Source organism: Pseudomonas sp. 203-8 (genome assembly GCF_020708595.1).
In the GTDB taxonomy this organism is placed as follows: Bacteria; Pseudomonadota; Gammaproteobacteria; order Pseudomonadales; family Pseudomonadaceae; genus Pseudomonas; species Pseudomonas aeruginosa.
The window spans coordinates 1-26,592 of the sequence record NZ_JAJFDF010000015.1; the positions used below are offsets into that span (position 1 = coordinate 1).

A 26,592-nucleotide genomic window follows, 5' to 3' on the forward strand; every position below is an offset into this window, starting at 1 on the left:
AACACCAGGGCCGCGGCCTCTCGTTTGAACTCGGCGGAAAACGTACGTCGTTGCTTGCTCATCAGACACCTCTCTCACGGCGAGGATTTTCGCCTAAATCGGTGTCCGGGATCAGTAGACCACTACACTTGCCGATACGCGCAATACCAAAGTAATGCGGCTGAGCACTGAGGCGCTGATCAGCAAAGGACTTATCTGTCAGCTTGCCCTTGTAGTAAACCACCTGCACCCCTGGCTTAAGGATGGCGCTGTATCGCCTTGGGTAGTGGTAGACAGCTCCAGTTTCGTCGTCCCAGATCGACACATCATTCTCAGCGATAACGGCGGGCATAGCTGCAGAGTCCTTTCATGATGGTTGAGCGACAGCCTATCAGGCACCTGCCCAAAATCGAACCTGGCAAAGAGCGGGAGCAATGCCCCTCTACTAGAAACCTATACCTACTTGAGATCGTTAGGCATGTAGCGAAAAGGCATGCCCAATTCACCACAACAGCCTAGCCAGACAAGGCGGATAGTACGGCACAGACGCTCATAGTTAAGGCCTGTGTGAATTCGGCTCAATGAACATACCGGCTCACATAGAGACTCCTCTAACCCCCGGCCTCGCCGGGGGGCACCGCCTCCGTCGGTTATCGTTGTCTGCGTGCGTATTCCGCCTCGAACAGCGACAGGGCGTCGCTGAGCAACGACAGCAAGGAGCCGGTGATGCGGCGGTGCTTTCGCCGGTCTTCGGTTTCGTCGAGCAGGTCAAGGAGGCTCAGCGTTCCGATCGCCGACTCCAGCCGGCGGCGGGCGGTGTCGAACAGATCTTCGCTGGCTGCGCTGCAGTCCAGGTAGAGGGTGGCGCAGCCGGGATGCTGGTTGCATTGCGAGGTGCGTCGCAGGGGGATGAAGGTGGAAGGGGACTGTGCGGTGACGGTTTTGCCCGTATAAGGTGCCGCTCCGGCAAGGTGCGAAGCGCTTCACAAAATGCCAAACAGAGGGCGAGCGCATCCCATCGCCAACACGCAATCGCCTTGAATGGCCGCTTCGATTCCTCGTCATGCGGGGATGCCGTGCCCGGCTCCAGCGCATCGCCACCCACACCGGAAACCCCATGCCCTACCGCGTTCTCCTGCTCATCCTGGCCCTGACGCCCGCCCTCGCCTCCTCCGCCACCCTGGACGAACGCCTGGGTGACCTTGAACACGCCTTCAAGCCCGACCTCGACGGGACGACAAGCGCAAAGCCGGCCAGCCCGCCGCCGGAGCGGTTCAAGCTGGCGCCGCTGGGGAGCGTGGTGCGCAAGAAAGAGTGCGCGACGTCGATCCTGCCGGATGAGCAGTCCAGCTGCGCGGCGCTGGAGTTCTGCACGGACTGCGCGCAGTAAGCGCAGCCTCCAGGCGGAGCGCCGGCAATCTCACTTGGCGAACAACTGGTCCATGTCGCGGAAGCTCTTGAACTCCAGCGCGTTGCCGCAGGGGTCGAAGAGAAACAGCGTGGCCTGCTCGCCGACCTGGCCCTTGAAGCGGATGTAGGGCTCGATCACGAAGCGGGTGCCGCGCTGCTTCAGGCGTTCGGCCAGGGCGTGCCAGTCGTCCCAGGCGAGGACCACACCGAAATGCGGCACCGGCACGTCGTGGCCGTCCACCGGGTTGCTGCCGGCGTGGCGCTGGGAGTCGGTCTGCGGGTGCTGGTGGATGACCAACTGGTGGCCGAAGAAGTCGAAGTCGACCCAGTGCTCGGCGGAGCGGCCTTCGCTCAGGCCGAAGACCTCGCCGTAAAAGCGCCGGGCGGCGGGCAGGTCGTGGACAGGGATGGCGAGGTGGAAGGGCATCAGGCTCATGGCGCGGTTCCTCTGTGGGTGTGCCGGGATTATTTGCCGTGCCGATTTCGATGGAAAGCGCATAATATTTCGCCTGAGCAACACTTTTTTCGAGGCTTGGATGATCCGCGAACTCCGCACCCTGGTCGCCGTGGCGCGCCGGGGCTCCTTCGCCGCGGCGGGGGAACAGGTGGGGCTGACGCAGTCGGCGGTGAGCGCGCAGATCCGCGCGCTGGAACGCAGCGTCGGCGTCGAGTTGTTCAAGCGCACACCGCGCGCGGCGCACCTGAACGAGGTCGGGCGGCAGGCGGTGCGTACGGCCGAGCAGATCCTCGCGCTGTTCGACGGCATCGGCCAGGGCGACAGCCCGCGCGGACGCCTGCGCATCGGTGCGGTGAACACGGCGCAGACCGGGCTGCTGCCGGAGGTGCTCAAGCGCCTCGCCGAACAGGCGCCGCACATCGAGCCGCAGGTGGTGCCGGGCGTCTCGCTGCACCTGCTGGACCAGGTGGACGCCGCCGAACTGGACCTGGCGATCCTCATCCGCCCGCCGTTCAACCTGCCGCGCGGGCTCTCCGCGCAACGGGTCGAGCGCCAGCCGTTCGTGCTGATCACGCCGCCGCAATGCACCACGACGGATGCGCTGGAATTGCTGCGCACGCAACCGTTCATCCGCTACGACCATGTGTCCTTCGGCGGTCGCCTGGTGGGCGATTTCCTCGAGGCGCAGCAGCTCAGGCCGCGCCAGGTGATGGAGCTGGATGAGATCGACGCGATCGCGCGGATGGTGGAGAACGGTCTCGGCGTGGCGCTGCTGCCCCGGGCCGGGCTGTGGCTACGCGAGCCGGCGCGGGTACGGGTGATCGAACTGGGCGCGCTGGAATTCCAGCGCGAGCTGGTGATGGTCAGCCGCAGCGGTTCGGCGCAGGACGACCTGGTCGGTGAATTCCGCCGCGCCCTGCTGGCCGAGACGGCGGCTCAGGAGGCCGCGCCGACCACCGCGTAGCGCGGCGCCGGGCGCGCCAGCTCGCCGAGGAAGGTCCACAGGCGTTCGGCCTCGCCGGGTAGCGGCAGGCGGCGACGGATCAGGGTGTAGCGCAACGGCACGTCGAAGCGCTGGCCGCCGGCGCGCACCAGGCGACGGCTGGCGAGGTCCTCGCGGACCAGGGTATGCGGCAGCCAGGCGACGCCCAGGCGCGACTGGGCGAAGAAGCGCAGCCCCTCGGTCTGGCTGGAGCTGTGATGGCGCTGGAGGAACAGGCCGCTGTCGCGCAGCAGCGGTTCCAGGGCCCAGCCCAGGTGGCATTCCTCGGAGTAGCCGAGGAACGACAGCGCTTCGGTCTGCAGGCGGTCGAGGTTGAACAGCGGCTGGCCGGCGGCGTCCGGCGCGCAGACCGCCACCAGTTGTTCGTGACCAAGCTCCAGGCGCTGGAACTCGGCTTCGCTGTCAATGCCCAGGCGGCGCGACACCGCCTCGCCTTCGTCGAGCAACGCCACCACGTAGTCCACCGAGCCGTCGCGCAGGCGCGACAGGCATTGCGGCAGGTAATCGCAGTCGACGCTGAACTTGGCGCTGCGGAAGTCCGCCTGCAGACGCGGAATCCAGTGCGGGAAAAACACCGAGGAGAGGATGTGCGGGGCGCAGAAACGGATGCGCCGCTGGGCGTCTTCGTCGCGCTCGCGGATCGACTGGCGCAGGTTGTCCAGGGCGCGCACCGCGTCCTGCGCCACGCCTTGCAACTGGCGGCCGGCCTCGGTCAGTTCGAGGGCGTGCTTGTGGCGCTCGAACACCGGCGCGCCAAGCCACTGTTCCAGGGTCTGGATACGCCGGCTGAGCCCGGACACGGAGACATGGCACTCCTGCGCCGCACGGCTGAAGCTCTTGATCCGACAGAGGACGAGGAAGTCCTTGAGCATCACCAGGTCGATCATCGTTGCGCGTTCCTCAACGGTCGGGCGTTTTCAGTCTACTTCGCGCGGCGGTGCCTGTTGCAAGGCTAAAGTTCGGTTTGTTTTGCCGATTTGGCAAGCAGCTCGTCGACTCCCGCAAAACAGACCGGGAAAACCGGCCCACAGTAGTGAGGTCGCGCTTTTCCAGCCATCGACCCGCCCGAGCATCGTGGCCGGGCGGGTCCGCCACGAGGACAGGACCATGCAGACATCCCCCGCTCCGGCCATCGTCGCCGGCGGCGCCTACCAGCCGGTGGTGCTCCACGCCGGCATCGCCTACGTCAGCGGCCAGTTGCCGCGCCAGCACGGCGAGCTGCGCTGGACCGGCAAGGTCGGCAGCGAACTCGACCTGGAACAGGCCCGCCAGGCCGCCCGGCTCTGCGCGGCGCGCTGCCTGCAGGCGCTGGAGGAGGCGCTGGGCGGCCTGCAACGGGTCGAGCGGCTGCTCAAGGTGACCGGCTACGTCGCCAGCGCGGCGGGTTTCGTCCAGCAGCCGGCGGTGATCGATGCCGCCAGCGAATATTTCGACGAGGTGCTCGGCGCGCGCGGCGGCCACGCCCGCGCCGCCGTCGGCGTGGCCGAGCTGCCGCGCGGCGCCGCGGTGGAGGTGGAACTGATCGCGGCGGTGCGGCCATGAGCGCGCTCTTCCCCGCCGCCCCCGACGCCTTCGGTGCCGACGAACTGCTGCGCCTGCGCCGCGAGACCCCGGCCTGGGGCAGCTACGCGCACTTCGCCCATGGCTCCGCCAGCCTGCCGCCGCAGGTGCTCTACGACGCCCTCGACAGCTGGCTGGAAGCCGAGCGGCGCTGGGGCGTGCAGCGCGCCGCCGAGCATTTCGCCGAGCCCTTGCTGGCGGTCCGCGACAGCGTCGCGCGAGTGCTCGGCACCCAGCCACGGCACATCGCCCTGCTCGACTGCGCCAGCCGCGCCTGGTCGGTGGCCTTTGCCGCGGCCCTGGCCGCCCATCCACGGATACGGGCGATCAGCAGCTTCGACGAATACGGTTCCAACAGCCTGTGCCTGCTCGCCGCGCGCCAGCAGCGCGGGCTGGAGCTGCGCCTGATCGACGCACGCAGCGACGCCGCACAGCTGTTGCAACGGCTCGACGAGCAGTTGCACGACCTCGCCCCCGGCCAGACGCCGCTGCTGTCGCTCAGCGCGGTGCCCACCGGGCATGGCGCGGCTACCGCGCTGGAGGGCGTGGCCGAGCGCATCCGCGCCCATGACGGGCTGTTCTTCCTCGATGCCAGCCATGCGGTCGGCCAGTTGCCGCTGGCGGTGGAGGCGATCGGCTGCGACGTGCTGGTGTTCCCGCCACGCAAGTGGCTGCGCGGGCCAAAGGGACTCGGCGTGCTCTATCTCGGCGAACGCGCCCTGGAGCGCCTGGCCCTGCCCGACGGGCTGGACGTCGGCGGCGCGCAATGGAGCGACGCCTTCGCCTTGCAGGCACGGGATGACGCGCGGCGCTTCGAATGCTCGGAGTTCAACCCGGGGCTGCGCCTGGCGCTCAAGGCCAGTTGCGACTACCTGTTGCAGACCGACGTCCGGCGCATCGCCCGGCGCAACCGCCAGTTGCGCGAACGCATCGCCCAGCAGCTCTACCGCCGGCTCGGCTGGACGCCGCTGGAACAAGGGCCGCACGCCAGCGCGCTGATGACCTACGCGGCCCCCGAACTGAGCGGCGAGCAATGGTTGAAGCGCCTCCACGCGCGCGGCGTGAACGCCTCCTACATTGGCCCGCAGTATGCCCGCTGGGCGCTGCGCGAGCAGGCGCTGCCGGGGGTCCTGCGCCTGACTCCGCACTACCTGACCGACGACGGCGAGATCGAGCGCCTCGGCGAGGCCCTGGAGGATTGCCTGCGACAGCGCGCCGCCAGTTGAGCGAGCTTGCGCGAATGGCAACGTTGCGCCGCCGTGCCGGCGGTTGGCGCAACGCCGGGCGATTTGCGCAAGGTCTTTGTGCCGGCGGCAACGAGCGTTGCCGAATGCGCCGCGCACGGCCGCCGCCATGCGGTTTAAATCCCTCTCGTAGAACAACGCATAACGATCCCGCCAGCGACATCTTTCACCTGCCTGAGACACCGACGACTTTCGACGCCCTGGGCAGCCTTTCGGTCCGCCGCGGACCGCTCCGCCCTCAATGGAATGATGAATGGAGGAAAGACGACCATGACCGGATCCCGGAAAACCCTGATTCTCGGATGCGCCTCCACCGGCGCCAAGTTCACCCCGCGCAACCACGCCGCCACCGGCGACCGCCTGCTCGACAGCATCTGCACCGGCGCCACCATCCGCACCGCCCCCGGCGAACTGCTGGACGAAGCGCGCCAGCTCTACGAGATGGGTTGCCGCTACTACCACTATCACGCGCGCAACCCGCTGACCCAGGAACAGACCACCGACAACGACATCTACCAGGCGGTCAGCCGCGCCCTGCAGAACCGCTTCCCCGACCTGATGCTGAGCTTCGGCGCCAGCCGCAACGGCAGCGAGGTGCAGGAGAACATCCGCCGCTTCGGCGAGTGGGAGCGAGTCAGCCACTGCGCCATCCCGCTGCATCTGGGCGGTGCGCACTTCGTGACGATCCAGGCGGCCATCGAATTGCAGGTGATCTGCGAGCTGGAGAAGCAAAGGCGCAAGCTCGACCTCGACTATGCCTCCAGCCCGGCCTTCCTCGCCGACCTGCGCGACTACCAGCCGTCCACGGCGCTGGAAAAGGCCGAGTTGCAGACCCACTCCACCAGCAAGGGCGCCGACTACGGGGTGACCTCGCCGATGACCCAGTTCCAGGTCTACCGCAACGCCATCCAGGCGCGCCAGAAGCTCGGCCTGTTCCACGAGGTGGAGTGGGTGCAGCATGTGCGCAGCTACGCCATGACCCGTTTCGCCGTGGAGCACCCGCGCCTGCGCCTGGGCGGTTCCGGCCAGTTGAACGTGATCCTGCTGTTCGGCTTCTCGCCACGCCTGCCGTTCCCGGAGACCTACCAGCAGTTCCGCGCGGTGATCGAGAGCGCCAAGAGCCTGGAGTACGACATCGGCGAACCCGGCGTGCGCAAGCGCAAGGTCAGCATCACGGTCGGCGCGGCGGTGATGCCGCAGCATGCCGCGCAGCACTTCCGGCCGCTCGACGTCGGTCCTCGCGCCGGCACCCCGCTCTGCGCGGTGCGCCGGCTGGCCGCCTATGCCGCGCAGGCGGACAGCCAGGTCGATGTGCTGCGGGTCGGCATGGAGGACACGCCCTACGCGGTGGACGATGACGGCCGGGTGACGCTCAGCGACAACTGCCAACTGCTGCGCCAGGCCCTCGACGAACTGCGCGCCAACGGCGCCGAGGCCGAGCTCGACGGCGAACGGATCTTCCAGCGCATGGGCATGGAACGCACCCTCGGCGAATACCTGTCGCTGCAGCGCCTGCATCCGCTCGGCGAAGCCAACTTCACCCTCGCACGGGAGTTCGTCCAGTGACCGCCGCCCTCGCCGCGAACCCGACCCAGCGCTACCGCTGGGTCATCCTGCTGATCGCCACCTTCGCCCAGGCCTGCGCCTGCTTCTTCGTCCAGGGCATCGGCGCGATCGCCGTGTTCATCCAGAACGACCTGCAACTCTCGTCGCTACAGATCGGCCTGCTGGTGTCGGCGGCGCAGTTGGTGCCGATCGTCGGCCTGCTGGTGGCCGGCGAGCTGCTCGACCGCTACTCCGAGCGGCTGGTGGTCGGCCTCGGCACGCTGATCGTCGCGCTGGCCCTCTGCGCCTCGCTGTGGGCCACCGACTACCTGAGCATCCTGCTGTTCCTGGTGGTCGTCGGCGCCGGCTACAGCACGGCGCAGCCGGGCGGCAGCAAGTCGGTGTCACGCTGGTTCGCCAAGACCCAGCTGGGCTTCGCCATGGGCATCCGCCAGGCCGGGCTGCCGCTGGGCGGCGCGCTGTCCGCCGCGCTGCTGCCGTACCTGGCGGGGATCTACGGCTGGCGCAGCGCATTCCTCGCCGGCGGCCTGGTAGCGTTCCTCGGCGCGCTGGCCTTCATGCTCTTCTACCGCACCCCGCCGGACGCCCCCGCGCTCGGCGCGAACCCCGCCGAACGCGACCTGGGCGCGGTGGTGAAGTCGCGGCTGGCGATGATCACCGACCCGGCGATGAAGAACATCGTCTGTTCCGGGGTGGCGCTGATCTCGGTGCAGTACGGCATCCTGGTGTTCACCGTGCTCTACCTGCACGAGACCCTGGAGATCGGCATCGGCATGGCCGCGACCCTGCTGTTCGTCGCCCAGGGCAGCGGCGTCGCCGGGCGCATCCTGCTGGCCGCCTGGAGCGACCGCTGCCGCGCCGGGCGCTACTTCCCGGTGATGGTCTGCCTCGGCGCGGTGATCCTCGGCCTGCTGGCGCTGGTCCTGCTGCCCCTGCAATCACCGTTGGGGATGGGCCTGGTAGTGGCCTGGCTGGGCTTCTTCGGCTTCGGCTGGTACGGTCCCTGGGTGGCCTATGTGGCGGATACCGCGCCGGTCGGCAAGACCGGCTTCGCCCTCGGCCTGGCGATGGCCATCAACCAGTTGGCGATCGTTCTCGCGCCGCCGGCGCTGGGGCTGCTCAAGGACTTCAGCCACAGCTTCGTCCCCGGCTGGCTGGCGCTCTGCCTGATGGCGGCGGTAGCCCTTGTGGTCACCGCCTGGAGCGGCCGCGGCCTGCCCACCGCGCTGCCACAGAAGCACTGAAGCGATGACGGCCACGGCCGAGGAGGCACGATGCGCGCGATCCTGTTCGATGTGTTCGGTACCCTGGTGGACTGGCGTTCCAGCCTGATCGAGCAGTTCCAGGCGTTGGAGCGCGAACTCGGCGGGACCCTGCCCTGCGTGGAACTGACCGACCGCTGGCGCCAGCAATACAAGCCGGCGATGGACCGGGTACGCAACGGCCAGGCGCCCTGGCAGCACCTCGACCAGTTGCACCGGCAGAGTCTCGAGGCCCTGGCCGGAGAGTTCGGCCTGGCGCTGGACGAGGCCCTGCTGCAACGCATCACTGGCTTCTGGCACCGCCTGCGGCCGTGGCCGGACACGCTCGCCGGGATGCACGCGCTGAAGGCCGACTACTGGCTCGCCGCGCTGAGCAACGGCAACACCGCGCTGATGCTCGACGTCGCGCGGCACGCCGGGCTGCCCTGGGACATGCTGCTGTGCGCCGACCTGTTCGGCCACTACAAGCCCGACCCGCAGGTCTACCTCGGCGCCTGCCGCCTGCTCGACCTGCCGCCGCAGGAGGTGATGCTCTGCGCGGCGCACAACTACGACCTCAAGGCCGCGCGCGCCCTCGGCCTGAAGACCGCGTTCATCGCCCGGCCGCTGGAATACGGCCCCGGCCAGACCCAGGACCTCGCCGCCGAGCAGGATTGGGACCTGATCGCCAGCGACCTGCTGGACCTGCACCGGCAACTGGCGGCCTCGGCCTGACCGACTTCCTCCTTCCTGCCCCCTGAACCGCTCGCCCAACCCGCGCGCCACGGCGCGCCGGGAAAGGCGCGCGCAGCGCCGGCACGCGTCCGGCAGGAGCTTCGTCATGTCCGCGAAGGATACCCCGGCCCCCCAGGCCGCCGAGCCCGGTCGCGCCCAGCCGGTCGAAGTCCCCGGCGGCGGCCACTGGTGGCGCCGCCTGCTGGCCTTCGCCGGCCCCGGCTACCTGGTCGCGGTGGGCTACATGGACCCGGGCAACTGGGCCACCGACGTCGCCGGCGGCGCGCAACTGGGCTACCTGCTGCTCTCGGTAATCCTGCTCTCCAGCCTGATGGCGATGCTGCTGCAGGCGCTGTCCGCGCGCCTGGGCATCGCCAGCGGCCTGGACCTGGCCCAGGCCTGCCGCGAACGCTACTCGCCGAGCACCTGCCGCCTGCTGTGGCTGGCCTGCGAGACGGCGATCATCGCCTGCGACCTGGCCGAGGTGATCGGCACCGCCATCGCCCTGAAGCTGCTGTTCGGCCTGCCGCTGGCCTGGGGCGCGTTGCTCTGCGTGGGCGACGCGCTGCTGGTGCTGGTCCTGATCGGACGTGGCCAGCGGCCGCTGGAGGCCTTCGTGGTGGCGTTGCTGACACTGATCTTCGCCTGCTTCGCGGTACAGTTGCTGCTCTCGCGTCCCGAACTCGGCGAGGTGCTCCAAGGGTTCTTGCCGAGCCCGCGGGTGCTCAGCGATCCGGCTGCCCTGTACCTGGCGATCGGCATCGTCGGCGCGACCGTCATGCCGCACAACCTCTACCTGCATTCCTCGCTGGTGCAGAGCCGCGCCTACCCGCGCAGCCTTGCCGGCAAGCGCCAGGCGCTGCGCTGGGCGGTGGCCGACAGCAGCCTGGCGCTGACCCTGGCGCTGCTGGTCAACGCGGCGATCCTGATCGTCGCCGCCAGCGTGTTCCACCGCAACGGGCACACCGAGGTGGTCGATATCGAGCAGGCCCACGCGCTGCTCTCGCCATTGCTCGGCCTGGAACTCGCCTCGCTGCTGTTCGCCGTGGCGCTGCTCGCGTCCGGCCTCAACTCGACGGTCACCACCACCCTGGCCGGGCAGATCGTCATGGAGGGCTTCCTCCGCCTGCGCCTGGCGCCCTGGGCGCGGCGCCTGCTGACCCGTGGCGTCGCAGTGCTGCCGGTGCTGCTGGTGACCCTGCTCTACGGCGAGGATGGCACCGCGCGGCTGCTGATCTTCAGCCAGGTGATCCTGTCGATGCAGTTGCCGCTGGCAGTGATCCCGCTGCTACAGTTCGTTTCCGACCGGCGCCTGATGGGCCCGCTGGCGATCGGCGCCGGGACCCGGTGGCTGGCCTGGGCGGTAGCGCTGGCGATCGTCGGCCTGAACCTGCAACTGCTGGCCGACTTCGCGTTCGGCTGAGCATTGCCTGAGGGCACGCTGCGCGGTGCGGGACGCGCACTCAGGCAATGCTCAGCCATCGAGACCGCGGGGAAAACGGTCGGCCACCAGGTTCAAGGCGATACCGCGCTCCAGGCAGGCCTTGAGCCCGGCCAGCACCAGGGTGAAACCTTCGGTGGCGTCGACCACCCGCGGGATGACCTCTTCCGGGGTGCCGACGAAACCGCTGTTGCGGATGCTGACGAAGGTCCCGGCGCCGGGCAGTTCCTCGAACAGCCACTCCACCTGGGAAGGGTTGCTGTCGCCATTCGGCCATTCGATGAGGATGCGGCGGTTCGTTTGCAGGTCTTTCACTTCGATTTCCTGGGAAACCCCGTACATGTCCCAGTGCCAGCGCAGCCGTTTCCCGGCTTCGAGGCGGGCATCGCCGCGGCTGAACCAGAATCTGGCGGTGATGGCCGGATCGACGAAGGCTTCGAAGACCTCGGCGATGGGGCGGCGGATCAGCATTTCCGCCTTGGCGACGACCTGTGCGACGGCAGTCATGGCAAGTCCTCCATGGGGGTGGGCAAGGGAGCGGCCGCCGCATCGGGCGGCCGCTCGCGGTTAATGGCTCAGGCCGGGTATTTCTCGTTCAGAGCGTAGAGGATCGCCGCCGTCTCCACATCCAGCGCGCCGTCGTAGTTCTCCGGGCGGAAATGCATCTGGAAGGCGCGCAGCAGGCTGGCGAAGTAGGCGTCGTCGACCGTCGCCGGCAGCGCATAGCCGTACAGGCGGAACGCCTCCAGCAGGTCGGCGCGCGGCGGCAGGCCGTCGCGCTCGAAGCCTTCGCGATAGCGATCGCGGGTGGCATCGTCGTACCAGGCGCCGATACCGGCCTCGTAGAGTTCCTTCCAGGGCAGCTTCGGACCCGGGTCGGACTTGCGCCCGACGGCGATATCGGAGTGGCCGACCACGTTCTTCGGGGTCATGTCCGGGTAGCGCTGCAGGATGTTCTTCGCCAGTTGCTTGAGTGCGTTGATCTGCGAGCGCTCGTAGTCGGGGAAGGTGAACACGCCGTCGTCGTCGCGGGCGAGGTTGACGATCTCGATGCCGATGGAAGTGTCGTTGAGGTTGTCGCGGCGCGCCCAGCCGCTGACGCCGGCGTGCCAGGCGCGGTCTTCCTCGGCGACCAGGTTGAAGATGCGCTGGCCCTTGAAGCCGGCGGCCTTGTAGCTGGGGTCGTGCGGCGCCGGGATCAGGTAGTGGGCGCTGGCGGCGCCGGTGGTCAGCGCCTTGACCGAGGCGGCGAAGTCGAGCGCGGTGTAGTGCAGCACCAGGAAGCGCACGCGTTTGCCGTAGGGGGTAGTGGTGCGATAGCTGTTGTAGTCGATGGTCAGCATGGTTTTCACCTTTTTGCGGATGATGGAAAGCCTCCGGCCACAGGCTCGCCTGTAGCTAGGGACGTCGATGCAGCGATGAGGTTCAGGGGCCGGCCGAGGAAACGCGGGCCCCGGCTAAACCGGAAGGAAGAAGACCGGGCATAAAAAAGCCCGGCACGCGGCCGGGCAAAAGGGATACACCAAAGGCAAGCCCCAGCGAACTGGGGGTACGGGGGCTCACCGAGGCCACTGAACGATGGCGTTATGACAGCAGTCGGCACAACCGAACTTTAAGTTGGCCGGACGCCGTGCGGGCGCACCCCAGAGCCTTTCGCAGCGGTCGCCGCCCGCTGCGTCCGGTTGCGCGGCGGGCGGAAACGACGAAGCCCGGCGCTGGGGCCGGGCTTCGAGGGCGACCACGGGAAACGTGATCATGGGAAAAAACTACCGCGAGCGTCCCGCCGCGTGCAACACCGTTCGTCCGTTGGCCGCTCTACTTTGCACTTCTTCACAAAGTTCACCAATAGCCATACAGACCCTCGACAGAGCGGCTACTACTCTATCCACGCCAGGTCCGATTGCTCCTCCATCTCCTGGCATTCCCGGCCACTGTCCACCCCCGCACAGTGGCTTTTTTTCGCCTGCGCCTAGCGTCGTGCCAGCGGCGCCTCGTCCCGCGCCAGCATCAGCGCCAGGATGCAGCCGAGGAGGAACGCCTGCAGCGCCAGGCGAGCGGCCAGCAGCGTCGGCGGGAAGGATGGGAACAGGTCGGGGTGCTGCCACATGTAGAGGTTGGCCGGGGTCACGCAGAGGGTCAGGATGAACAGCCCGCACGCCGCCAGCCGGCGCCATGCCGGCACCAGCAGGGCGGCGGCGCCGAGCAGTTCGAAGACCCCGCTGACCCACACCGCCGCCAGCGGCCAGGGCACGTAGGGCGGGACGATGCCGACGAAGAAATCGGTGAAGACGAAATGGCCCAGCCCACCCAGCAGGAACCAGGCGGACACGAAGGCCACGAGCAGCGTGCGAGCGGGCGACGGCATGGATAACCTCGGCGCGGCGATGGAACGGCAATCCTGCCACGCGCCGCCGACGCCAGGCCCATAACCTTTGCCCGGTTGGCAGGCGTCCGCCGAAACAAATGCTCAAACATTCCCGCCGCCGGGGCGACATCTGCTCAAAAAATGTCCTGGCCTTTCTTCGTCGAAAGACATAGAATCCGGGACTGCGTACCAAACTGAAAGTCAATCAGGCTTTACCCCACGACCGGGCCCACAGATGAAAAGGGCTCTACCATCAGGGTTACAGCCTTCCGATGGTTCTTCGGTCGCCACTCTTCTGAAGCAATCCCCTGCCACGCAGGGCCGATGGGAAGACCGGCGTCCCGCAATACCACCCACAGATTGATCAGGATCCTGGCCTGGAAACTTTCCTGCCAATCGATCCTCTGATTAGTACCTGAACTGCCAGCTTGCTCTTTTCGAAAAAAGCCGGCATAACCAGTACGTTCCCCCGACACAAAGCTTTCTTGGCACTGTCACGGAGCGGGAACATTTGCAATATACGCTGTTCCATAAGCGTGAAAGTAAAGGAACATAAGAATATGTCTATTCAACATCGTACTCAGGATGCAATTCGCACCCTAACCGCCGCATTTGCGCCGTTCGACTGCCTGATCCAGGCAACTCGTAAAGGAAACTTCAGTTTCACCATCGTTGACCAGCATGGCGTGGCCTGCCACAGCGAGCGCCTGTATCCGGAGCAGTACGACGACTCCGGCAAAATGGAAGAAGTGATCAATCGAGTTCGCAAGAAAACACTGGCTGCCTGAATCATGCAAGCATCAGCGCGAATGCAAGGAAAAGCCCCGTCCCCGACGGGGCTTTTTTGTGGGACAGCGAAAAATACAGGTTAAGTTGAAGAAAGTTCCCACGCAGGAAATAAATATTTACTTATTCCTTTTTAAATATTTCCTCGCCAACTTCGTCATATTCCCGCGGCCAGGGGAAACAAGCGCAGGCCGTTTCTCCCGTACTCCACTCAGACGATCGCCAGGTTTCGCTTGCGGGTAGGCGGCGGAAACGCCTGGTCGAGCGCCCGCAGGTCGTCGGCGCTCAGTTCCAGGTCGGCCGCCGCTGCATTCTGGCGGATGTGAGCGGACGTCACCGCCTTCGGGATCGCGATCACCCCCTGCTCCAGTAGCCAGGCCAGGGCGACCTGGGCGCTGCTGGAGTCGTGGCGCGCGGCGATCTCGCCGAGCGCCGGGTGCCGTAGCAGCCTGCCGCCCTGCCCCACCGGACAGTAGGCCATCACCGGCATGCCGCGCTCCTGGCACCAGGGCAGCAGGTCGTATTCGATACCGCGTTCCTCCAGGTTGTACATCACCTGGTTGGCGGCACAGGCGCTGCCGTCCAGTTCGTACATGTCGCCCAGGTCGAAGTTGGACACGCCCCAGCGCAGGATCTTGCCCTGGTCGCGCAACCGCTCGAAGGCTTCGATGGTTTCCTCCAGCGGATACCGGCCCTGCCAGTGCAGCAGGTAGAGGTCGATGGTTTCGCAACCGAGCCGGCGCAGGCTGCGCTCGCAGGCCGCCGGCAGACCCTTGCGGCTGGCGTTGTGCGGGTAGACCTTGCTGACCAGGAAGACCTTTTCGCGGCGTCCCGCGATAGCCGCGCCGACCACGTCCTCGGCGCCGCCCTCGGCGTACATCTCGGCGGTATCGATCAGCGTCATCCCCAGTTCGATGCCTTCGCGCAGCGCCGCGACCTCGCGCTTACGTTCGCCGGGCTGCTCGCCGATATGCCAGGTACCCTGGCCGATGGCGGCGACCTCCTGGCCATCGATCAGCGTGAGCGTTTTCATGCAGCGTCTCCTGTGGTGAATGGACGGGGCCTCATGCCCAGGGATCATAGCTGCCGAAGCTCCAGACGTGGCCCTCTGGATCGCGGCAAGTGAAGCCGCGACCGCCGTAGTCCTCGTCCTTGATGTCGATGACGATCTCGGCGCCGGCGGCCTGGGCGCTGCGGAACAGGGCGTCGGGATCGACGACCACCAGGTAGAGGCTCTGGGTATTGCCGCCGGCTTCGTCGACGTGCCGCATCAGCCGACCGTAGGCGTTGTCGCGGACGCTCGAGCCGAGCATCAGCATGCCGTTGGCGCCGTTCGGGCTGGCGTAGGTCAACTCGGCGTGGAGCACCTGTCCGTCCTCGCCGGGCACCACCAGCTTGCGCTGGAAGCCAAAGGTCCGGCACAGCCAGTCGATGGCGGCCGGCGCATCGCGGTAACGCAGGCAGGGAATGACGCTGGCGACGGTGTTGCTGGCGGGCGTGTGCATGGCGCATACCTCCGGGGGAAAGCACGACCACCAGCATAGACGCTGGACCGGACCGCCCCCGAGGCACGGATGGGCGGCGCGCCCTTCAGCGCAGCAGCGCCAGCACCCCGCCGAGCAACGGCACTCCGGCGGCGCAAGGCAATGCCCAGCGTGGCCGCCAGGCGAGCAGCAGGACCAGCGTGCCGGCCGCCAGCATCAGCAGGCAGGACCAGAAGACGATGCCGATCTCCACGCCCTGCCGGTGGATCGAGAAGGCCAGTGCCAGGCCCAGGTCGAGCAGCGCCACGCCGCGTAGCAGAAGCACCCGGGGAGCCGACGGCTCGTGGCCGAGGAGGTTCTTGTGGTGGCGGTTCATGGCCAGGCAGAGAGCGGTGAAAGCCAGCAGGTTGAGGCCGAAGACCAGCAGCATCAGGCCACCTCCTGGACGTTCAGGCGTCGCCGGACGGGCTTGCTCGACGCTTGCCGACGTCGCCAACCTAGCCAGGCGCAGAGCAGGCCGAGGCCCAGCAGGCTGAGGTCGACGCCGGCCAGCACCCAGTCGCCGCGCTGCAGGCTGGCCAACAGGTTGCCTTCCGGGCTACGCAGCAGGCCGAGCAGCGGCAGGCCCAGCGCCAGCACGGCGGCGAGGCGCAGTTGCGTGCGACCGAGGGTCCCGCTGTTGCGGCGGACGATGGCCCACAGCGCGACCAGCGCCCAACTGGCGCAAAACACGCGGATCTCCCAGGTGTCGCGGCCGGCCAGTTGCGTCGGCAGCAGGCGGTTGCCCCACAGCAGCGCCAGGCTGGCCAGCGGCAGGCCGCCGCAGACCGCCAGGTTCAGCGCCCGCACCAGACCAACGCCACGACTGCCGCGGACCTCGCGCTTGGCCAGCCAGACCTGCAACCCGCCGAAGATCATCATCGCCCCGGACAGCCCGAGCAACAGGTACATCCAGCGCACCAACTGGCCGCCCCACTGGATCATGTGCAGGCCGGTCAGCCAGCCGTAGGTGGCGTAGCCGGGCGCATAGGACGGCTGGGCATGCAGCAGTTCGCCGCTGGAGGCATCGAAGTTGACCGTGCGCTGGTCGTCGAGGATGCGCGAGGCGTCGCGCCGGCGGATGTCCACGGTGGCCGCCTCGTCATAGGGATGGTGGACGCTGATCCAGCCCGGCGCGCCGCCGTCGCCCCAGACCTTGCCGGCCTCGACGATCAGGCCGTCGATGGACGCCGGCGGCCCCGCCGGGCGGCCGACTTCCTCGCGTTCGTAGGAGCCCTGCACTTCATGGAAGAAGCGCTCGCCATCGTTCTGGTAGACCACCTGCAGGCCCGCCTGCATGTAGTAGACGATGAAGATCACCAGGCCGGTGTAGGCGATCATCAGGTGGAACGGCAGGCCGATCACCCCCAGCACGTTGTGCGCGTCGAGCCAGGCGCGCTGCCGCGCCGCCTGCGGGCGCAGGGTGAAGAAGTCCTTGAAGATCCGCCGGTGCACGATGGTCCCACTGACCAGCGCCACCAGCATCAGCATCCCGGCGATGCCGACGATGTACAGGCCGACCATGCCGGCGTGCAGGTCGTAGTGCAGGGTGAAGAAGAACTCGCCGCCGACTGTCTTCGGCAGCGGCTGGCCGCTCACCGCGTCCAGCTGAAAGACCTTGAACTCGCTGCCGTCGCGCGGCTCCCAGCCGGCGTTCCAGTAGGGCGCCCGCTCGCTCGGCGGCAGCATCCACCAGGCATGGGCATCGGGGGCGCGCTGGCGCAACCAGTCGCGCACCTGGTCGGCGCCCAGCGACTGCGCGCCGGGCAGGTGCAGGTCCGGCTGCATCCAGCGGGTCAGCTCCTTGTCGAAGCTGGCCAGGCTGCCGGCGAAGACGATGACGAACAGCAGCCAGCTGACCAGCAGCCCCGACCAGGTATGCAGGCCGGACATCGATTGACGCAGGTTCATGGACGCGCTCCGTAGTCGAGGCCGAGCCAGGCCAGGCCGCCCAGCGCCAGGCTGGCCAGCGCCAGCACCCAGCAGGCGCGCCAGGCGCTGCGCGCGGCGAAGGCGTAGACGATGGCCGCGACCCACACGGCGAAGCAGCCGAGGCTGCCGAACGAGACCCGGTCGGGACGCGGCAGCGGCAGGTAGATGCTCAGGCAGGCGGTGACCGCATAGGCCAGCGCGTAGCCAAGCAGGACCGCGACGAGGATGCGGCCGGTGACGGACAGTCCGCCGGCCAGGGCCTGGCTGGTCATGGGGCGGCGTCCCGGGTGGAAACAGGGCCTTGCATCGTCGCTACCTCGTCTGGCTGGCACGGCGACGCCGCGCTCGCGGGTGGCGAGGCGGTCGTCGATTCGGAAGGTTTGCGACTGTATCTCAATTACGTTCGCATTTGTACTTGCTCCAGACGACCGCCAGGTCGCGTCGCGCCAGGGATTGCCGGGGTCCGACGAGTGCGGGTCGTATCCCGTCGCATTCGTCCGCCGCGCCATACGTCCATCTCCGCTCTGCGCAAGCGCGCCGAGCTTGGTAATATCGGCTGTTTGCGGTTTCGGCTGGTTTCGCCGAAGGACATACCGGATGACTTCACCCTCCGCCCCAGACACCCAGCTCAGCCTGGCCATCGACCCGGCCCGGCCGTATGCGCGGCTGACCCTCGGCAGCCACGTGCACAGCGGCTACGACCTGCGCAGCGGACGCATGCAGAGCATTTCCCGGCACCGTGCGGCGCTGGCCTTCATCTATGCCGGCGAGGCGGTTTCCGGGCGTCCCGGCAGCGAGCCACGGGAGGCCCAGCGGCGTATCGAACGGCGTCCGGCGCACGAGCAGGAATACCGCGAGACCCTGCGCCGCCTCGGCTTCAAGCCGGCGACCCGGCGCAGCGACGCGCTCGAGGAGAGCGCCGGCGAGATGTTCGAACTGCCCGGCGACAACGCCTGGCTGCACTTCATGCAGGACGACCTGCCGCGCCTGCGCCAGCAAGGCTGGTTCATCGACATCCGCGCCGACTTCGCCTACGACCTGACGCCCATCGACGCCTGGTACGCCGAGGTCGAGGAAGCCGACGACCGCCAGTGGTTCGAGCTGGAACTGGGCATCCAGGTCGCCGGCCAGCGGGTCAGCCTGCTGCCGGCGCTGACCGAACTGATCCGCCGCAGTCCGGCCCTGCTCGATCCGCGCGCCCTCGCCCGGCACGCCGACGAAGAGCAACTGGTGCTGCGCCTGGAACTCAACCCGCCGCTGCGCGTGGCGCTGCCCTTCGGCCGCCTGAAGCCGGTGCTGGCGGCGCTTTCCGACTTCTACCTGGGCGACCCCGAACCGCAGCGCAAGCTGCGCCTGGGCGCACCGGACGCGGCGCGCCTGGCCGATCTCGACGAGTTGCCGCTGGCCTGGGAAGGCGGCGACAACCTGCGCGACTTCGCCCGCCGCCTACGCAGTTTCCAGGCTCGTCCGGCGACCCCGCCGCAAGGCCTGCGCGCCGAACTGCGGCCCTACCAGCTCGAAGGCCTGAGCTGGATGCAGACCCTGCGCGAACTCGACAGCGGCGGCGTGCTGGCCGACGACATGGGGCTGGGCAAGACCTTGCAGTCGCTGGCCCACGTGCTCCTGGAAAAGCAGGCCGGGCGGCTCGACACGCCGGCGCTGGTGGTGATGCCCACCAGCCTGATCCCCAACTGGCTGGACGAGGCCGAGCGCTTCGCCCCCGATCTGCGCGTGCTGGCCCTGCACGGCGCCGGCCGGCGCCGCGACTTCGCCCGCATCGACGAGCACGACCTGGTGCTGACCACCTATGCCCTGCTGCCACGCGACGCCGCCGAGCTGGGCAAGCGGCGGTTCCACCTGCTGATCCTCGACGAGGCGCAGAACATCAAGAACGCCACCACCAAGGCCGCCGTCGCCGCCCGCGAGCTGGCGGCACGGCATCGCCTGTGCCTGACCGGCACGCCGCTGGAGAACCACCTCGGCGAACTCTGGTCGCTGTTCCATTTCCTGATGCCCGGCTGGCTCGGCGACGCCCGCCAGTTCGCCCAGGACTACCGCACGCCGATCGAGAAGCACGGCGACGAGGCACGCCTCAGTCACCTGGCCGCGCGCCTGCGGCCGTTCCTGCTGCGACGGACCAAGGAACAGGTGGCCTCGGAACTGCCGCCGAAGAGCGAGTTCACCCAGTTCGTCGAACTCAGCGAGGCGCAACGCGAACTCTACGAGACCGTGCGCCTGGCGCTGGACCGCAAGGTCCGCGAGGAGATCGCCCGGCGCGGCCTGGCGCGCAGCCGCATCGTGATCCTCGAGGCGCTGCTCAAGCTGCGCCAGGTCTGCTGCGACACGCGCCTGCTGCAACGCCAGGAAGACGGCGCGCGCAGCGGCCGGGCGCTCAGCTCGGGCAAGCTGGCCTACCTGCTCGACATGCTCGACGAACTGATCGCCGAGGGTCGCCGGGTCCTGCTGTTCTCGCAGTTCACCTCGATGCTCGCGCTGATCGAGGACGCCCTGCGCCAGCGCGGCGTCGACTACGTCCTGCTGACCGGCGAGACCCGCGACCGCCGCGCCCCGGTACAGCGCTTCCAGAGCGGCAAGGTGCCGGTGTTCCTGATCAGCTTGAAGGCAGGCGGGGTCGGCCTCAACCTGACCGCGGCGGACACCGTGATCCACTACGATCCCTGGTGGAACCCGGCGGTGGAGAACCAGGCCAGCGACCGCGCCTACCGCATCGGCCAGGACAAGCCGGTGTTCGTCTACCGGCTGATCGCCCGCGGCACGGTGGAAGAGAAGATCCAGCACCTGCAGCAGGAAAAGGCCGCCCTCGCCAACGGCCTGTTCAGCGAAGGCAACGGCGACGGCTGGAAGCTCGACGAGGCCGATATCGACGCGCTGTTCGCGCCCTTGCCCAAGGCGCTCTGAGGGCCGCCCGGATTCAGCGCGCGACGCCGCGGTAGACGTAGGTCATCGGCCGCGGCCCGGGCAGGTAGCCCTGTTCCAGCTCGTCGATGCGAAAGCCGGCCTCGCGCAGCAAGGCCGGCATGTCGCGGTCCAGATGGCAACCGCCGGCCAGCGGTTTCCACCAGGGCGTCAGGCGCCGTTGCCAGGCCAGCACCGAGGCGTCCGGCGCGCGCCCGTGCTCGCAGAACAGCAATTCGCCGCCACGCTTCAGCACCCGACGCATCTCGCCCAGCGCCGGCAGCGGCGCGGCGATGGAGCAAAGGGTGAAAGTGCAGACGATGGTGTCGAAGCTTTCCGCCTCGGCGCGGATCTCGCCAAGCTCGAGGGCGACCATTTCCACCGGGATGCCGATTTGCGCCGCGCGCTCGCGGGCCAGCGCCTGCATTTGCGCGGCCGGGTCGACGCCGACGATCGCCGACACCTTCGCCGCGTCGTAGAAGCCCAGGTTGAGCCCGGTGCCCAGACCGATCTCCAGCACCCGCCCATGGGCGCGCGGCAGCAGCAGCGAACGCTGCTTCATCACGTCGCCCATGCCGCAGGCGAAGTCGATCAGGCGCGGCAACACGTAACGGTCATAGATGCCCACGAAACTCTCTCCTGGCACAGCGGCTGGAGGGGAAAGCATAGACCAGCGATGCATTAGACGATTGTCGACAATCAAGCGACGAATGATTGACCCCACGCAATCCAGGCGGTAGCTTTCGCAAACATTGTCGACACATCGACCCGGACAGCCAGTACCATGACCCAGAACCCGCCCCCTCTCGAGATTGCCCATGACGACGGCGAGACCTTGTCGGAACACGTCTTCCGCAAGATCCAGAGCGCCATCGTCAGCGGCGAGATCGCGCCGGGCAGCAAGATCTCCGAGCCGGAGCTGGCGCGCACCTACGGCATCAGCCGCGGCCCGCTGCGCGAGGCGATCCACCGCCTGGAAGGCCTGCGCCTGCTGGTGCGGGTGCCGCATGTCGGGGCGCGGGTGGTGTCGCTGAGCCACGCCGAGCTGATCGAGCTCTACGAGATCCGCGAGTCCCTGGAAGGCATGGCCTGCCGACTGGCCGCCGAGCGCATGAGCCAGGCCGAGATCGACGAACTGCGCCGAGTGCTCGACACCCACGAGCGCGACGAGGCGTTCCAGGCCGGGCGCGGCTATTACCAGCAGGAAGGCGACTACGACTTCCACTACCGGATCATCCAGGGCAGCGGCAACGCCACTCTCACCCGCATGCTCTGCGGCGAGCTCTACCAACTGGTGCGGATGTACCGCATCCAGTACTCGACCACGCCGAACCGGCCGCGCCAGGCCTTCGCCGAACACCACCGCATTCTCGACGCCATCGCCGACCGTGACGGCGAACTGGCCGAGCTGCTGATGCGCCGCCACATCAGTGCGTCGCGCCGCAATATCGAGCGCCAGCTGGAACCCCAGCCGGCGAAGCTCGCCTCCGCTTCCTCCACCGTCTAAGAGGTCCGTGATGAGCCAGACGTCCCTTACCCCCGGCCAGCGCTTCCGCGAAGCCGTGGCCACCGAACACCCGCTGCAGGTGGTCGGCACCATCAACGCCAACCACGCCCTGCTGGCCAAGCGCGCCGGCTTCAAGGCCATCTACCTGTCCGGCGGCGGCGTCGCCGCCGGTTCCCTGGGCCTGCCGGACCTGGGTATCAGCGGCCTCGACGACGTGCTCACCGACGTGCGCCGGATCACCGACGTCTGCGACCTGCCGCTGCTGGTGGACGTCGACACCGGCTTCGGCTCCTCGGCGTTCAACGTCGCCCGCACGGTGAAGTCGATGATCAAGTTCGGCGCCGCCGCGATGCATATCGAGGACCAGGTCGGCGCCAAGCGCTGCGGCCATAGGCCGAACAAGGAGATCGTCTCGCAGCAGGAGATGGTCGACCGCATCAAGGCCGCCGTCGATGCCCGCAGCGACGACTCCTTCGTGATCATGGCGCGCACCGACGCGCTGGCCGTGGAAGGCCTGCAGGCCGCCATCGACCGCGCCTGCGCCTGTGTCGAGGCCGGTGCCGACATGATCTTCCCGGAAGCCATGACCGAACTGGCCATGTACAAGGAATTCGCCGCCGCGGTGAAGGTGCCGGTGCTGGCCAACATCACCGAGTTCGGCGCCACCCCGCTGTTCACCACCGACGAACTGGCCTCCGCCGACGTGTCCCTGGTGCTCTACCCGCTGTCGGCCTTCCGCGCCATGAACAAGGCGGCGGAGAACGTCTACACCGCGATCCGTCGCGACGGCACCCAGAAGAATGTGATCGATACCATGCAGACCCGCATGGAGCTGTACGATCGCATCGATTACCACAGCTTCGAGCAGAAGCTCGACGCGCTCTTCGCGCAGAAGAAGAACGCCTGAACATCGAGCCCGGCGTGCGCCTGAGCGCCGGTCCGCGAACCCCGTGAAACCGAGTTGCAGCATCCAGAAAAAGTTCAAGAAAGGAGAGAGCAATGGCTGAAGCAAAAGTACTGAGTGGCGCCGGCCTGCGTGGCCAGGTGGCCGGTCAGACAGCCCTGTCCACCGTCGGCCAGGAAGGCGCCGGCCTGACCTACCGTGGCTACGACGTCCGCGACCTGGCGGCGGCGGCGATCTTCGAGGAAGTCGCCTACCTGCTGCTCTACGGCGAACTGCCGAACAAGCAACAGCTCGACGCCTACCTGAAGAAGCTCCAGGGCCAGCGCGACCTGCCGCAGGCGCTGAAGGAAGTTCTCGAACGGATTCCCAAGGACGCCCACCCGATGGACGTGATGCGCACTGGCGCCTCGGTCCTCGGCACCCTGGAACCGGAGCTGAGCTTCGACCAGCAGCGCGACGTCGCCGACCGCCTGCTCGCCGCCTTCCCGGCGATCATGACCTACTGGTACCGCTTCACCCACGAAGGCCAGCGCATCGACTGCAACAGCGACGAGCCGACCATCGGCGGGCACTTCCTCACCCTGCTCCACGGCAAGAAGCCCAGCGAGCTGCACGTGAAGGTGATGAACGTCTCGCTGATCCTCTACGCCGAGCATGAGTTCAACGCATCCACCTTCACCGCGCGGGTTTGCGCCTCGACCCTGTCCGACCTCTACTCCTGCGTCACCGGCGCCATCGGCTCGCTGCGCGGCCCGCTGCACGGCGGCGCCAACGAGGCGGCGATGGAACTGATCGAACGCTTCTCTTCGCCGCAGGAAGCCACCGCCGAGCTGCTGAAGATGCTCGAGCGCAAGGACAAGATCATGGGCTTCGGGCATGCCATCTACAAGGATTCCGACCCACGCAACGAAGTGATCAAGGGTTGGTCGAAGCAGCTCGCCGACGAGGTCGGCGACAAGGTCCTGTTCGCGGTTTCCGAGGCCATCGACAAGACCATGTGGGAGCAGAAGAAGCTGTTCCCCAACGCCGACTTCTACCACGCCTCGGCGTATCACTTCATGGGCATCCCGACCAAGCTGTTCACGCCGATCTTCGTCTGCTCGCGGACCAGCGGCTGGACCGCCCACGTCTTCGAACAGCGCGCCAACAACCGCATCATCCGCCCGAGCGCCGAGTACACCGGCGTCGAGCAGCGCGCGTTCGTGCCGCTGGAGCAACGCTGATCCACGCCGTCCGGCGCGCCGAACGCGAGCGCGCCGGACGGTTGCCGCACCCAGAATTCGAAAGGCCGGCGTGGGCTGCGCCACGGCGCGAGCGACACGCTTCCGAACACCCCGTGATTGAGTCCGAGCCATGAACAGCGCACACCGCAAACCGCTCCCCGGCACCCGCCTGGACTACTTCGACGCCCGCGAGGCGGTCGAGGCGATCCAGCCCGGCGCCTACGCCAAGCTGCCCTATACCTCCCGCGTGCTCGCCGAGAACCTGGTGCGCCGCTGCGACCCGGCGACCCTGGAGGCTTCGCTGCGCCAACTGGTCGAGCGCAAGCGCGACCTCGACTTCCCCTGGTACCCGGCGCGGGTGGTCTGCCATGACATCCTCGGGCAGACCGCGCTGGTCGACCTCGCCGGCCTGCGCGACGCCATCGCCGACAAGGGCGGCGACCCGGCCCAGGTCAACCCGGTGGTGCCGGTGCAACTGATCGTCGACCACTCGCTGGCGGTGGAATGCGGCGGCTACGACCCCGAGGCCTTCGCCAAGAACCGCGCCATCGAGGACCGCCGCAACGAGGACCGCTTCCACTTCATCGACTGGACCAAGCAGGCCTTCCGCAACGTCGACGTGATCCCGCCGGGCAACGGCATCATGCACCAGATCAACCTGGAGAAAATGTCGCCGGTGATCCAGGCGCGCGACGGCGTGGCCTTCCCCGATACCTGCGTGGGCACCGACAGCCATACCCCGCACGTCGACGCCCTGGGCGTGATCGCCATCGGCGTCGGCGGCCTGGAAGCGGAAAACGTGATGCTCGGCCGCGCCTCCTGGATGCGCCTGCCGGACATCGTCGGCGTCGAGCTGAGCGGCCGTCGCCAGCCGGGCATCACCGCCACCGACGTGGTGCTGGCCCTGACCGAGTTCCTGCGCAAGCAGAAGGTGGTCGGCGCCTACCTGGAGTTCTACGGCGAAGGCGCCTCCAGCCTGACCCTCGGCGACCGCGCGACCATCTCCAACATGGCTCCGGAATACGGCGCCACCGCGGCGATGTTCGCCATCGACCAGCAGACCATCGACTACCTGCGCCTCACCGGCCGCGACGACGAGCAGGTCGCCCTGGTGGAGGCCTATGCGCGCACCGCCGGGCTCTGGGCCGACAGCCTGGTCGACGCCGAGTACGAGCGGGTACTGAAGTTCGACCTGTCCAGCGTGGTGCGCAACATGGCCGGCCCGTCCAATCCGCACGCCAGGGTCGCCACCAGCGAACTGGCGGCGAAAGGCATCGCCGGCAACCTCGAGCGGGCCCGCGCCGAGGAAGCCGAGGGCCTGATGCCGGACGGCGCGGTGATCATCGCCGCGATCACCAGTTGCACCAACACCAGCAACCCGCGCAACGTGATCGCCGCCGGCCTGCTGGCGCGCAACGCCGACCGCCTCGGCCTGGTCCGCAAGCCATGGGTGAAGACCTCGCTGGCACCCGGCTCCAAGGTGGTCACCGAATACCTGCGCGAAGCCGGCCTGCTGCCGCACCTGGAAGCCCTCGGCTTCGGCGTGGTGGCCTACGCCTGCACGTCTTGCAACGGCATGTCCGGCGCCCTCGACCCGGCGATCCAGCAGGAGATCGTCGAGCGCGACCTGTACGCCACCGCGGTGCTCTCCGGCAACCGCAACTTCGACGGGCGCATCCACCCCTACGCCAAGCAGGCCTTCCTCGCCTCGCCGCCGCTGGTGGTGGCCTACGCCATCGCCGGGACCATCCGCTTCGACATCGAGCGTGACGTGCTCGGCGTGGTGGACGGCAAGGAGATCCGCCTGAAGGACCTCTGGCCGAGCGACGAAGAGATCGACGCGGTGGTCAGGGCGGCGGTGAAGCCCGAGCAGTTCCGCCAGGTCTACATCCCGATGTTCGACATCACCCACGGCGAGCGCGAGAAGGTCGACCCGCTCTACGCCTGGCGCCCGACGAGCACCTACATCCGCCGCCCGCCGTACTGGGAAGGCGCCCTCGCCGGCGAACGCACCCTGCGCGGCATGCGCCCGCTGGCGGTGCTGCCGGACAACATCACCACCGACCACCTGTCGCCGTCCAACGCGATCCTCGCCGACAGCGCGGCGGGCGAATACCTGGCGAAAATGGGCCTGCCCGAGGAGGACTTCAACTCCTACGCCACCCACCGCGGCGACCACCTCACCGCACAACGCGCGACCTTCGCCAACCCGAAGCTGTTCAACGAGATGGTGCGCAACGCCGACGGCAGCGTGAAGCAGGGTTCGCTGGCGCGGGTCGAGCCGGAAGGCAAGGTGATGCGCATGTGGGAAGCCATCGAGACCTACATGGAGCGCAAGCAGCCGCTGATCATCGTCGCCGGCGCCGACTACGGGCAGGGTTCTTCGCGCGACTGGGCGGCCAAGGGCGTGCGCCTGGCCGGGGTGGAGGCGATCGTCGCCGAGGGCTTCGAGCGCATCCACCGCACCAACCTGATCGGCATGGGCGTGCTGCCGCTGGAGTTCAAGCCGGGTACCACCCGCCTGACCCTGGGGATCGACGGCAGCGAGACCTTCGACGTGCTCGGCGCTCGCCGGCCGCGCGCCGACCTGACCCTGGTCATCCACCGGCGCGACGGGGAGCGGCTCGAAGTGCCGGTGACCTGCCGCCTGGACAGCGACGAGGAAGTCTCCATCTACGAAGCCGGCGGCGTACTGCAACGCTTCGCCCAGGACTTCCTGGAGGCGGCCGGCGCCTGATGGCGCCGGCGAAACACCCTGGTAGGACGGACGACGCGTAGCGTCATCCGCCGACGACCGGCA

General features: G+C 67.9%; 26 protein-coding genes and 1 pseudogene. 14 read left to right on the plus strand and 13 right to left on the minus strand.

All coding sequences use genetic code 11. The annotated features are described in order from the left end of the window. Nucleotides 1-127 precede the first annotated feature (127 nt). Together LJF27_RS28405 and LJF27_RS28410 are read right to left on the minus strand one after the other, a co-directional pair. A pseudogene (locus LJF27_RS28405) lies at nt 128-331 on the minus strand (restriction endonuclease); the annotation flags it as partial. 298 nt (nt 332-629) lie between these two features. Next, nucleotides 630-890 carry a hypothetical protein gene (locus tag LJF27_RS28410; protein WP_046880622.1) on the minus strand — a complete coding sequence of 87 codons (261 nt, stop codon included), beginning with the start codon at nt 888-890 and terminating at the stop codon, nt 630-632. A gap of 206 nt (nt 891-1,096) precedes the next feature. Here LJF27_RS28410 and LJF27_RS28415 point away from each other — a divergent pair, with 206 nt between their 5' ends. Beyond that, nucleotides 1,097-1,369 (plus strand): hypothetical protein, encoded by a 273-nt coding sequence (locus LJF27_RS28415; RefSeq protein WP_003123013.1) that lies wholly within the window; start codon nt 1,097-1,099, stop codon nt 1,367-1,369. 30 nt (nt 1,370-1,399) lie between these two features. Here the strand turns inward: LJF27_RS28415 and LJF27_RS28420 are convergent, their stop codons facing one another. Continuing rightward, complete coding sequence (locus LJF27_RS28420; protein ID WP_003116492.1) at nt 1,400-1,825, minus strand: VOC family protein; 426 nt, start codon at nt 1,823-1,825, stop codon at nt 1,400-1,402. 100 nt (nt 1,826-1,925) lie between these two features. Here LJF27_RS28420 and LJF27_RS28425 point away from each other — a divergent pair, with 100 nt between their 5' ends. Then, on the plus strand, nt 1,926-2,810 hold the full coding sequence (locus tag LJF27_RS28425) for a LysR substrate-binding domain-containing protein (RefSeq protein ID WP_003123014.1): 885 nt from the start codon (nt 1,926-1,928) through the stop codon (nt 2,808-2,810). On the opposite strand, the gene LJF27_RS28430 is transcribed toward LJF27_RS28425, so the two are convergent. Then, nucleotides 2,783-3,736 (minus strand): LysR family transcriptional regulator, encoded by a 954-nt coding sequence (locus LJF27_RS28430; protein WP_003085661.1) that lies wholly within the window; start codon nt 3,734-3,736, stop codon nt 2,783-2,785. The genes LJF27_RS28425 and LJF27_RS28430 overlap by 28 nt on opposite strands. Nucleotides 3,737-3,956: 220 nt before the next feature. Between LJF27_RS28430 and LJF27_RS28435 the strand changes: the two genes are divergently transcribed. The 6 genes from LJF27_RS28435 to LJF27_RS28460 all read left to right on the plus strand — a co-directional run bounded on the left by LJF27_RS28435 (nt 3,957) and on the right by LJF27_RS28460 (nt 10,618). After that, entirely contained in the window at nt 3,957-4,391 is a 435-nt protein-coding gene (locus LJF27_RS28435) for a RidA family protein (RefSeq protein WP_003116494.1), read from the plus strand. Next, a complete protein-coding gene (locus LJF27_RS28440) occupies nt 4,388-5,635 on the plus strand; it encodes an aminotransferase class V-fold PLP-dependent enzyme (RefSeq protein ID WP_023103461.1) in 1,248 nt (415 codons plus the stop codon). Before LJF27_RS28435 ends, LJF27_RS28440 begins: the two co-directional genes overlap by 4 nt. A 288-nt stretch (nt 5,636-5,923) precedes the next feature. Next, entirely contained in the window at nt 5,924-7,219 is a 1,296-nt protein-coding gene (locus tag LJF27_RS28445; protein WP_003118649.1) for a 3-keto-5-aminohexanoate cleavage protein, read from the plus strand. Continuing rightward, nucleotides 7,216-8,463, plus strand: a complete 1,248-nt coding sequence (locus LJF27_RS28450; protein ID WP_023116711.1) for an MFS transporter — start codon at nt 7,216-7,218, stop codon at nt 8,461-8,463. Before LJF27_RS28445 ends, LJF27_RS28450 begins: the two co-directional genes overlap by 4 nt. A 30-nt stretch (nt 8,464-8,493) precedes the next feature. After that, on the plus strand, nt 8,494-9,195 hold the full coding sequence (locus tag LJF27_RS28455) for a haloacid dehalogenase type II (RefSeq protein ID WP_023103462.1): 702 nt from the start codon (nt 8,494-8,496) through the stop codon (nt 9,193-9,195). A 106-nt stretch (nt 9,196-9,301) separates the two neighbouring features. Further along, on the plus strand, nt 9,302-10,618 hold the full coding sequence (locus LJF27_RS28460; RefSeq protein WP_003106624.1) for an Nramp family divalent metal transporter: 1,317 nt from the start codon (nt 9,302-9,304) through the stop codon (nt 10,616-10,618). 51 nt (nt 10,619-10,669) lie between these two features. On the opposite strand, the gene LJF27_RS28465 is transcribed toward LJF27_RS28460, so the two are convergent. The 3 genes from LJF27_RS28465 to LJF27_RS28475 form a co-directional block, all read right to left on the minus strand. Continuing rightward, nucleotides 10,670-11,143 carry an SRPBCC family protein gene (locus LJF27_RS28465; RefSeq protein ID WP_023103463.1) on the minus strand — a complete coding sequence of 158 codons (474 nt, stop codon included), beginning with the start codon at nt 11,141-11,143 and terminating at the stop codon, nt 10,670-10,672. Nucleotides 11,144-11,211: 68 nt separating this feature from the next. Continuing rightward, nucleotides 11,212-11,979 (minus strand): N-acetylmuramoyl-L-alanine amidase AmpDh3, encoded by a 768-nt coding sequence (gene ampDh3 / locus LJF27_RS28470; RefSeq protein WP_003114198.1) that lies wholly within the window; start codon nt 11,977-11,979, stop codon nt 11,212-11,214. A 626-nt stretch (nt 11,980-12,605) separates the two neighbouring features. Beyond that, nucleotides 12,606-13,001, minus strand: coding sequence for a DoxX family protein (locus LJF27_RS28475; RefSeq protein ID WP_003106627.1), 396 nt, complete (start codon nt 12,999-13,001; stop codon nt 12,606-12,608). A 560-nt stretch (nt 13,002-13,561) separates the two neighbouring features. Between LJF27_RS28475 and LJF27_RS28480 the strand changes: the two genes are divergently transcribed. Further along, nucleotides 13,562-13,789, plus strand: a complete 228-nt coding sequence (locus LJF27_RS28480; RefSeq protein ID WP_003085644.1) for a hypothetical protein — start codon at nt 13,562-13,564, stop codon at nt 13,787-13,789. Nucleotides 13,790-13,998: 209 nt separating this feature from the next. On the opposite strand, the gene LJF27_RS28485 is transcribed toward LJF27_RS28480, so the two are convergent. From LJF27_RS28485 to LJF27_RS28505, 5 genes are all read right to left on the minus strand, one after another. After that, nucleotides 13,999-14,820 carry an aldo/keto reductase gene (locus LJF27_RS28485; protein WP_023103464.1) on the minus strand — a complete coding sequence of 274 codons (822 nt, stop codon included), beginning with the start codon at nt 14,818-14,820 and terminating at the stop codon, nt 13,999-14,001. A gap of 31 nt (nt 14,821-14,851) precedes the next feature. Beyond that, entirely contained in the window at nt 14,852-15,292 is a 441-nt protein-coding gene (locus LJF27_RS28490; RefSeq protein ID WP_023103465.1) for a VOC family protein, read from the minus strand. 85 nt (nt 15,293-15,377) lie between these two features. After that, nucleotides 15,378-15,701, minus strand: coding sequence for a DUF3325 domain-containing protein (locus tag LJF27_RS28495; protein WP_003114195.1), 324 nt, complete (start codon nt 15,699-15,701; stop codon nt 15,378-15,380). Beyond that, nucleotides 15,701-17,221, minus strand: coding sequence for a PepSY-associated TM helix domain-containing protein (locus LJF27_RS28500; RefSeq protein ID WP_003103038.1), 1,521 nt, complete (start codon nt 17,219-17,221; stop codon nt 15,701-15,703). Before LJF27_RS28500 ends, LJF27_RS28495 begins: the two co-directional genes overlap by 1 nt. Further along, nucleotides 17,218-17,514 carry a DUF3649 domain-containing protein gene (locus LJF27_RS28505; protein ID WP_003085639.1) on the minus strand — a complete coding sequence of 99 codons (297 nt, stop codon included), beginning with the start codon at nt 17,512-17,514 and terminating at the stop codon, nt 17,218-17,220. The genes LJF27_RS28500 and LJF27_RS28505 overlap by 4 nt, the downstream gene beginning before the upstream one ends. 655 nt (nt 17,515-18,169) lie before the next feature. On the opposite strand from LJF27_RS28505, the gene LJF27_RS28510 reads away from it, so the two are divergent. Next, on the plus strand, nt 18,170-20,161 hold the full coding sequence (locus LJF27_RS28510) for a DEAD/DEAH box helicase (protein ID WP_078465432.1): 1,992 nt from the start codon (nt 18,170-18,172) through the stop codon (nt 20,159-20,161). 13 nt (nt 20,162-20,174) lie between these two features. On the opposite strand, the gene LJF27_RS28515 is transcribed toward LJF27_RS28510, so the two are convergent. Further along, complete coding sequence (locus LJF27_RS28515) at nt 20,175-20,825, minus strand: class I SAM-dependent methyltransferase (protein WP_078465431.1); 651 nt, start codon at nt 20,823-20,825, stop codon at nt 20,175-20,177. Nucleotides 20,826-20,942: 117 nt separating this feature from the next. Between LJF27_RS28515 and LJF27_RS28520 the strand changes: the two genes are divergently transcribed. The 4 genes from LJF27_RS28520 (at nt 20,943) to acnD (ending at nt 26,529) form a co-directional block, all read left to right on the plus strand. Beyond that, nucleotides 20,943-21,665, plus strand: a complete 723-nt coding sequence (locus LJF27_RS28520; protein ID WP_003085635.1) for a GntR family transcriptional regulator — start codon at nt 20,943-20,945, stop codon at nt 21,663-21,665. A 10-nt stretch (nt 21,666-21,675) separates the two neighbouring features. After that, nucleotides 21,676-22,572, plus strand: a complete 897-nt coding sequence (prpB, locus tag LJF27_RS28525; protein ID WP_003103044.1) for a methylisocitrate lyase — start codon at nt 21,676-21,678, stop codon at nt 22,570-22,572. 92 nt (nt 22,573-22,664) lie between these two features. After that, nucleotides 22,665-23,792 carry a bifunctional 2-methylcitrate synthase/citrate synthase gene (gene prpC / locus LJF27_RS28530; protein WP_023103467.1) on the plus strand — a complete coding sequence of 376 codons (1,128 nt, stop codon included), beginning with the start codon at nt 22,665-22,667 and terminating at the stop codon, nt 23,790-23,792. A gap of 130 nt (nt 23,793-23,922) precedes the next feature. Next, nucleotides 23,923-26,529 (plus strand): Fe/S-dependent 2-methylisocitrate dehydratase AcnD, encoded by a 2,607-nt coding sequence (gene acnD / locus LJF27_RS28535; RefSeq protein WP_003085627.1) that lies wholly within the window; start codon nt 23,923-23,925, stop codon nt 26,527-26,529. Nucleotides 26,530-26,592 lie beyond the last annotated feature (63 nt).

Excerpts from the sequence above, each read along its gene's own strand:
- LJF27_RS28415 (WP_003123013.1), top strand. The coding sequence starts at position 1,097 with ATGCCCTACCGCGTTCTCCTGCTCATCCTGGCCCTGACGCCCGCCCTC.
- LJF27_RS28420 (WP_003116492.1), bottom strand. The coding sequence starts at position 1,825 with ATGAGCCTGATGCCCTTCCACCTCGCCATCCCTGTCCACGACCTGCCC.
- LJF27_RS28425 (WP_003123014.1), top strand. The coding sequence starts at position 1,926 with ATGATCCGCGAACTCCGCACCCTGGTCGCCGTGGCGCGCCGGGGCTCC.
- LJF27_RS28430 (WP_003085661.1), bottom strand. The coding sequence starts at position 3,736 with ATGATCGACCTGGTGATGCTCAAGGACTTCCTCGTCCTCTGTCGGATC.
- LJF27_RS28435 (WP_003116494.1), top strand. The coding sequence starts at position 3,957 with ATGCAGACATCCCCCGCTCCGGCCATCGTCGCCGGCGGCGCCTACCAG.
- LJF27_RS28440 (WP_023103461.1), top strand. The coding sequence starts at position 4,388 with ATGAGCGCGCTCTTCCCCGCCGCCCCCGACGCCTTCGGTGCCGACGAA.
- LJF27_RS28445 (WP_003118649.1), top strand. The coding sequence starts at position 5,924 with ATGACCGGATCCCGGAAAACCCTGATTCTCGGATGCGCCTCCACCGGC.
- LJF27_RS28455 (WP_023103462.1), top strand. The coding sequence starts at position 8,494 with ATGCGCGCGATCCTGTTCGATGTGTTCGGTACCCTGGTGGACTGGCGT.
- LJF27_RS28460 (WP_003106624.1), top strand. The coding sequence starts at position 9,302 with ATGTCCGCGAAGGATACCCCGGCCCCCCAGGCCGCCGAGCCCGGTCGC.
- LJF27_RS28465 (WP_023103463.1), bottom strand. The coding sequence starts at position 11,143 with ATGACTGCCGTCGCACAGGTCGTCGCCAAGGCGGAAATGCTGATCCGC.
- ampDh3 (WP_003114198.1), bottom strand. The coding sequence starts at position 11,979 with ATGCTGACCATCGACTACAACAGCTATCGCACCACTACCCCCTACGGC.
- LJF27_RS28475 (WP_003106627.1), bottom strand. The coding sequence starts at position 13,001 with ATGCCGTCGCCCGCTCGCACGCTGCTCGTGGCCTTCGTGTCCGCCTGG.
- LJF27_RS28480 (WP_003085644.1), top strand. The coding sequence starts at position 13,562 with ATGTCTATTCAACATCGTACTCAGGATGCAATTCGCACCCTAACCGCC.
- LJF27_RS28485 (WP_023103464.1), bottom strand. The coding sequence starts at position 14,820 with ATGAAAACGCTCACGCTGATCGATGGCCAGGAGGTCGCCGCCATCGGC.
- LJF27_RS28490 (WP_023103465.1), bottom strand. The coding sequence starts at position 15,292 with ATGCACACGCCCGCCAGCAACACCGTCGCCAGCGTCATTCCCTGCCTG.
- LJF27_RS28495 (WP_003114195.1), bottom strand. The coding sequence starts at position 15,701 with ATGCTGCTGGTCTTCGGCCTCAACCTGCTGGCTTTCACCGCTCTCTGC.
- LJF27_RS28500 (WP_003103038.1), bottom strand. The coding sequence starts at position 17,221 with ATGAACCTGCGTCAATCGATGTCCGGCCTGCATACCTGGTCGGGGCTG.
- LJF27_RS28505 (WP_003085639.1), bottom strand. The coding sequence starts at position 17,514 with ATGACCAGCCAGGCCCTGGCCGGCGGACTGTCCGTCACCGGCCGCATC.
- LJF27_RS28510 (WP_078465432.1), top strand. The coding sequence starts at position 18,170 with ATGTTCGAACTGCCCGGCGACAACGCCTGGCTGCACTTCATGCAGGAC.
- LJF27_RS28515 (WP_078465431.1), bottom strand. The coding sequence starts at position 20,825 with ATGCTTTCCCCTCCAGCCGCTGTGCCAGGAGAGAGTTTCGTGGGCATC.
- LJF27_RS28520 (WP_003085635.1), top strand. The coding sequence starts at position 20,943 with ATGACCCAGAACCCGCCCCCTCTCGAGATTGCCCATGACGACGGCGAG.
- prpB (WP_003103044.1), top strand. The coding sequence starts at position 21,676 with ATGAGCCAGACGTCCCTTACCCCCGGCCAGCGCTTCCGCGAAGCCGTG.
- prpC (WP_023103467.1), top strand. The coding sequence starts at position 22,665 with ATGGCTGAAGCAAAAGTACTGAGTGGCGCCGGCCTGCGTGGCCAGGTG.
- acnD (WP_003085627.1), top strand. The coding sequence starts at position 23,923 with ATGAACAGCGCACACCGCAAACCGCTCCCCGGCACCCGCCTGGACTAC.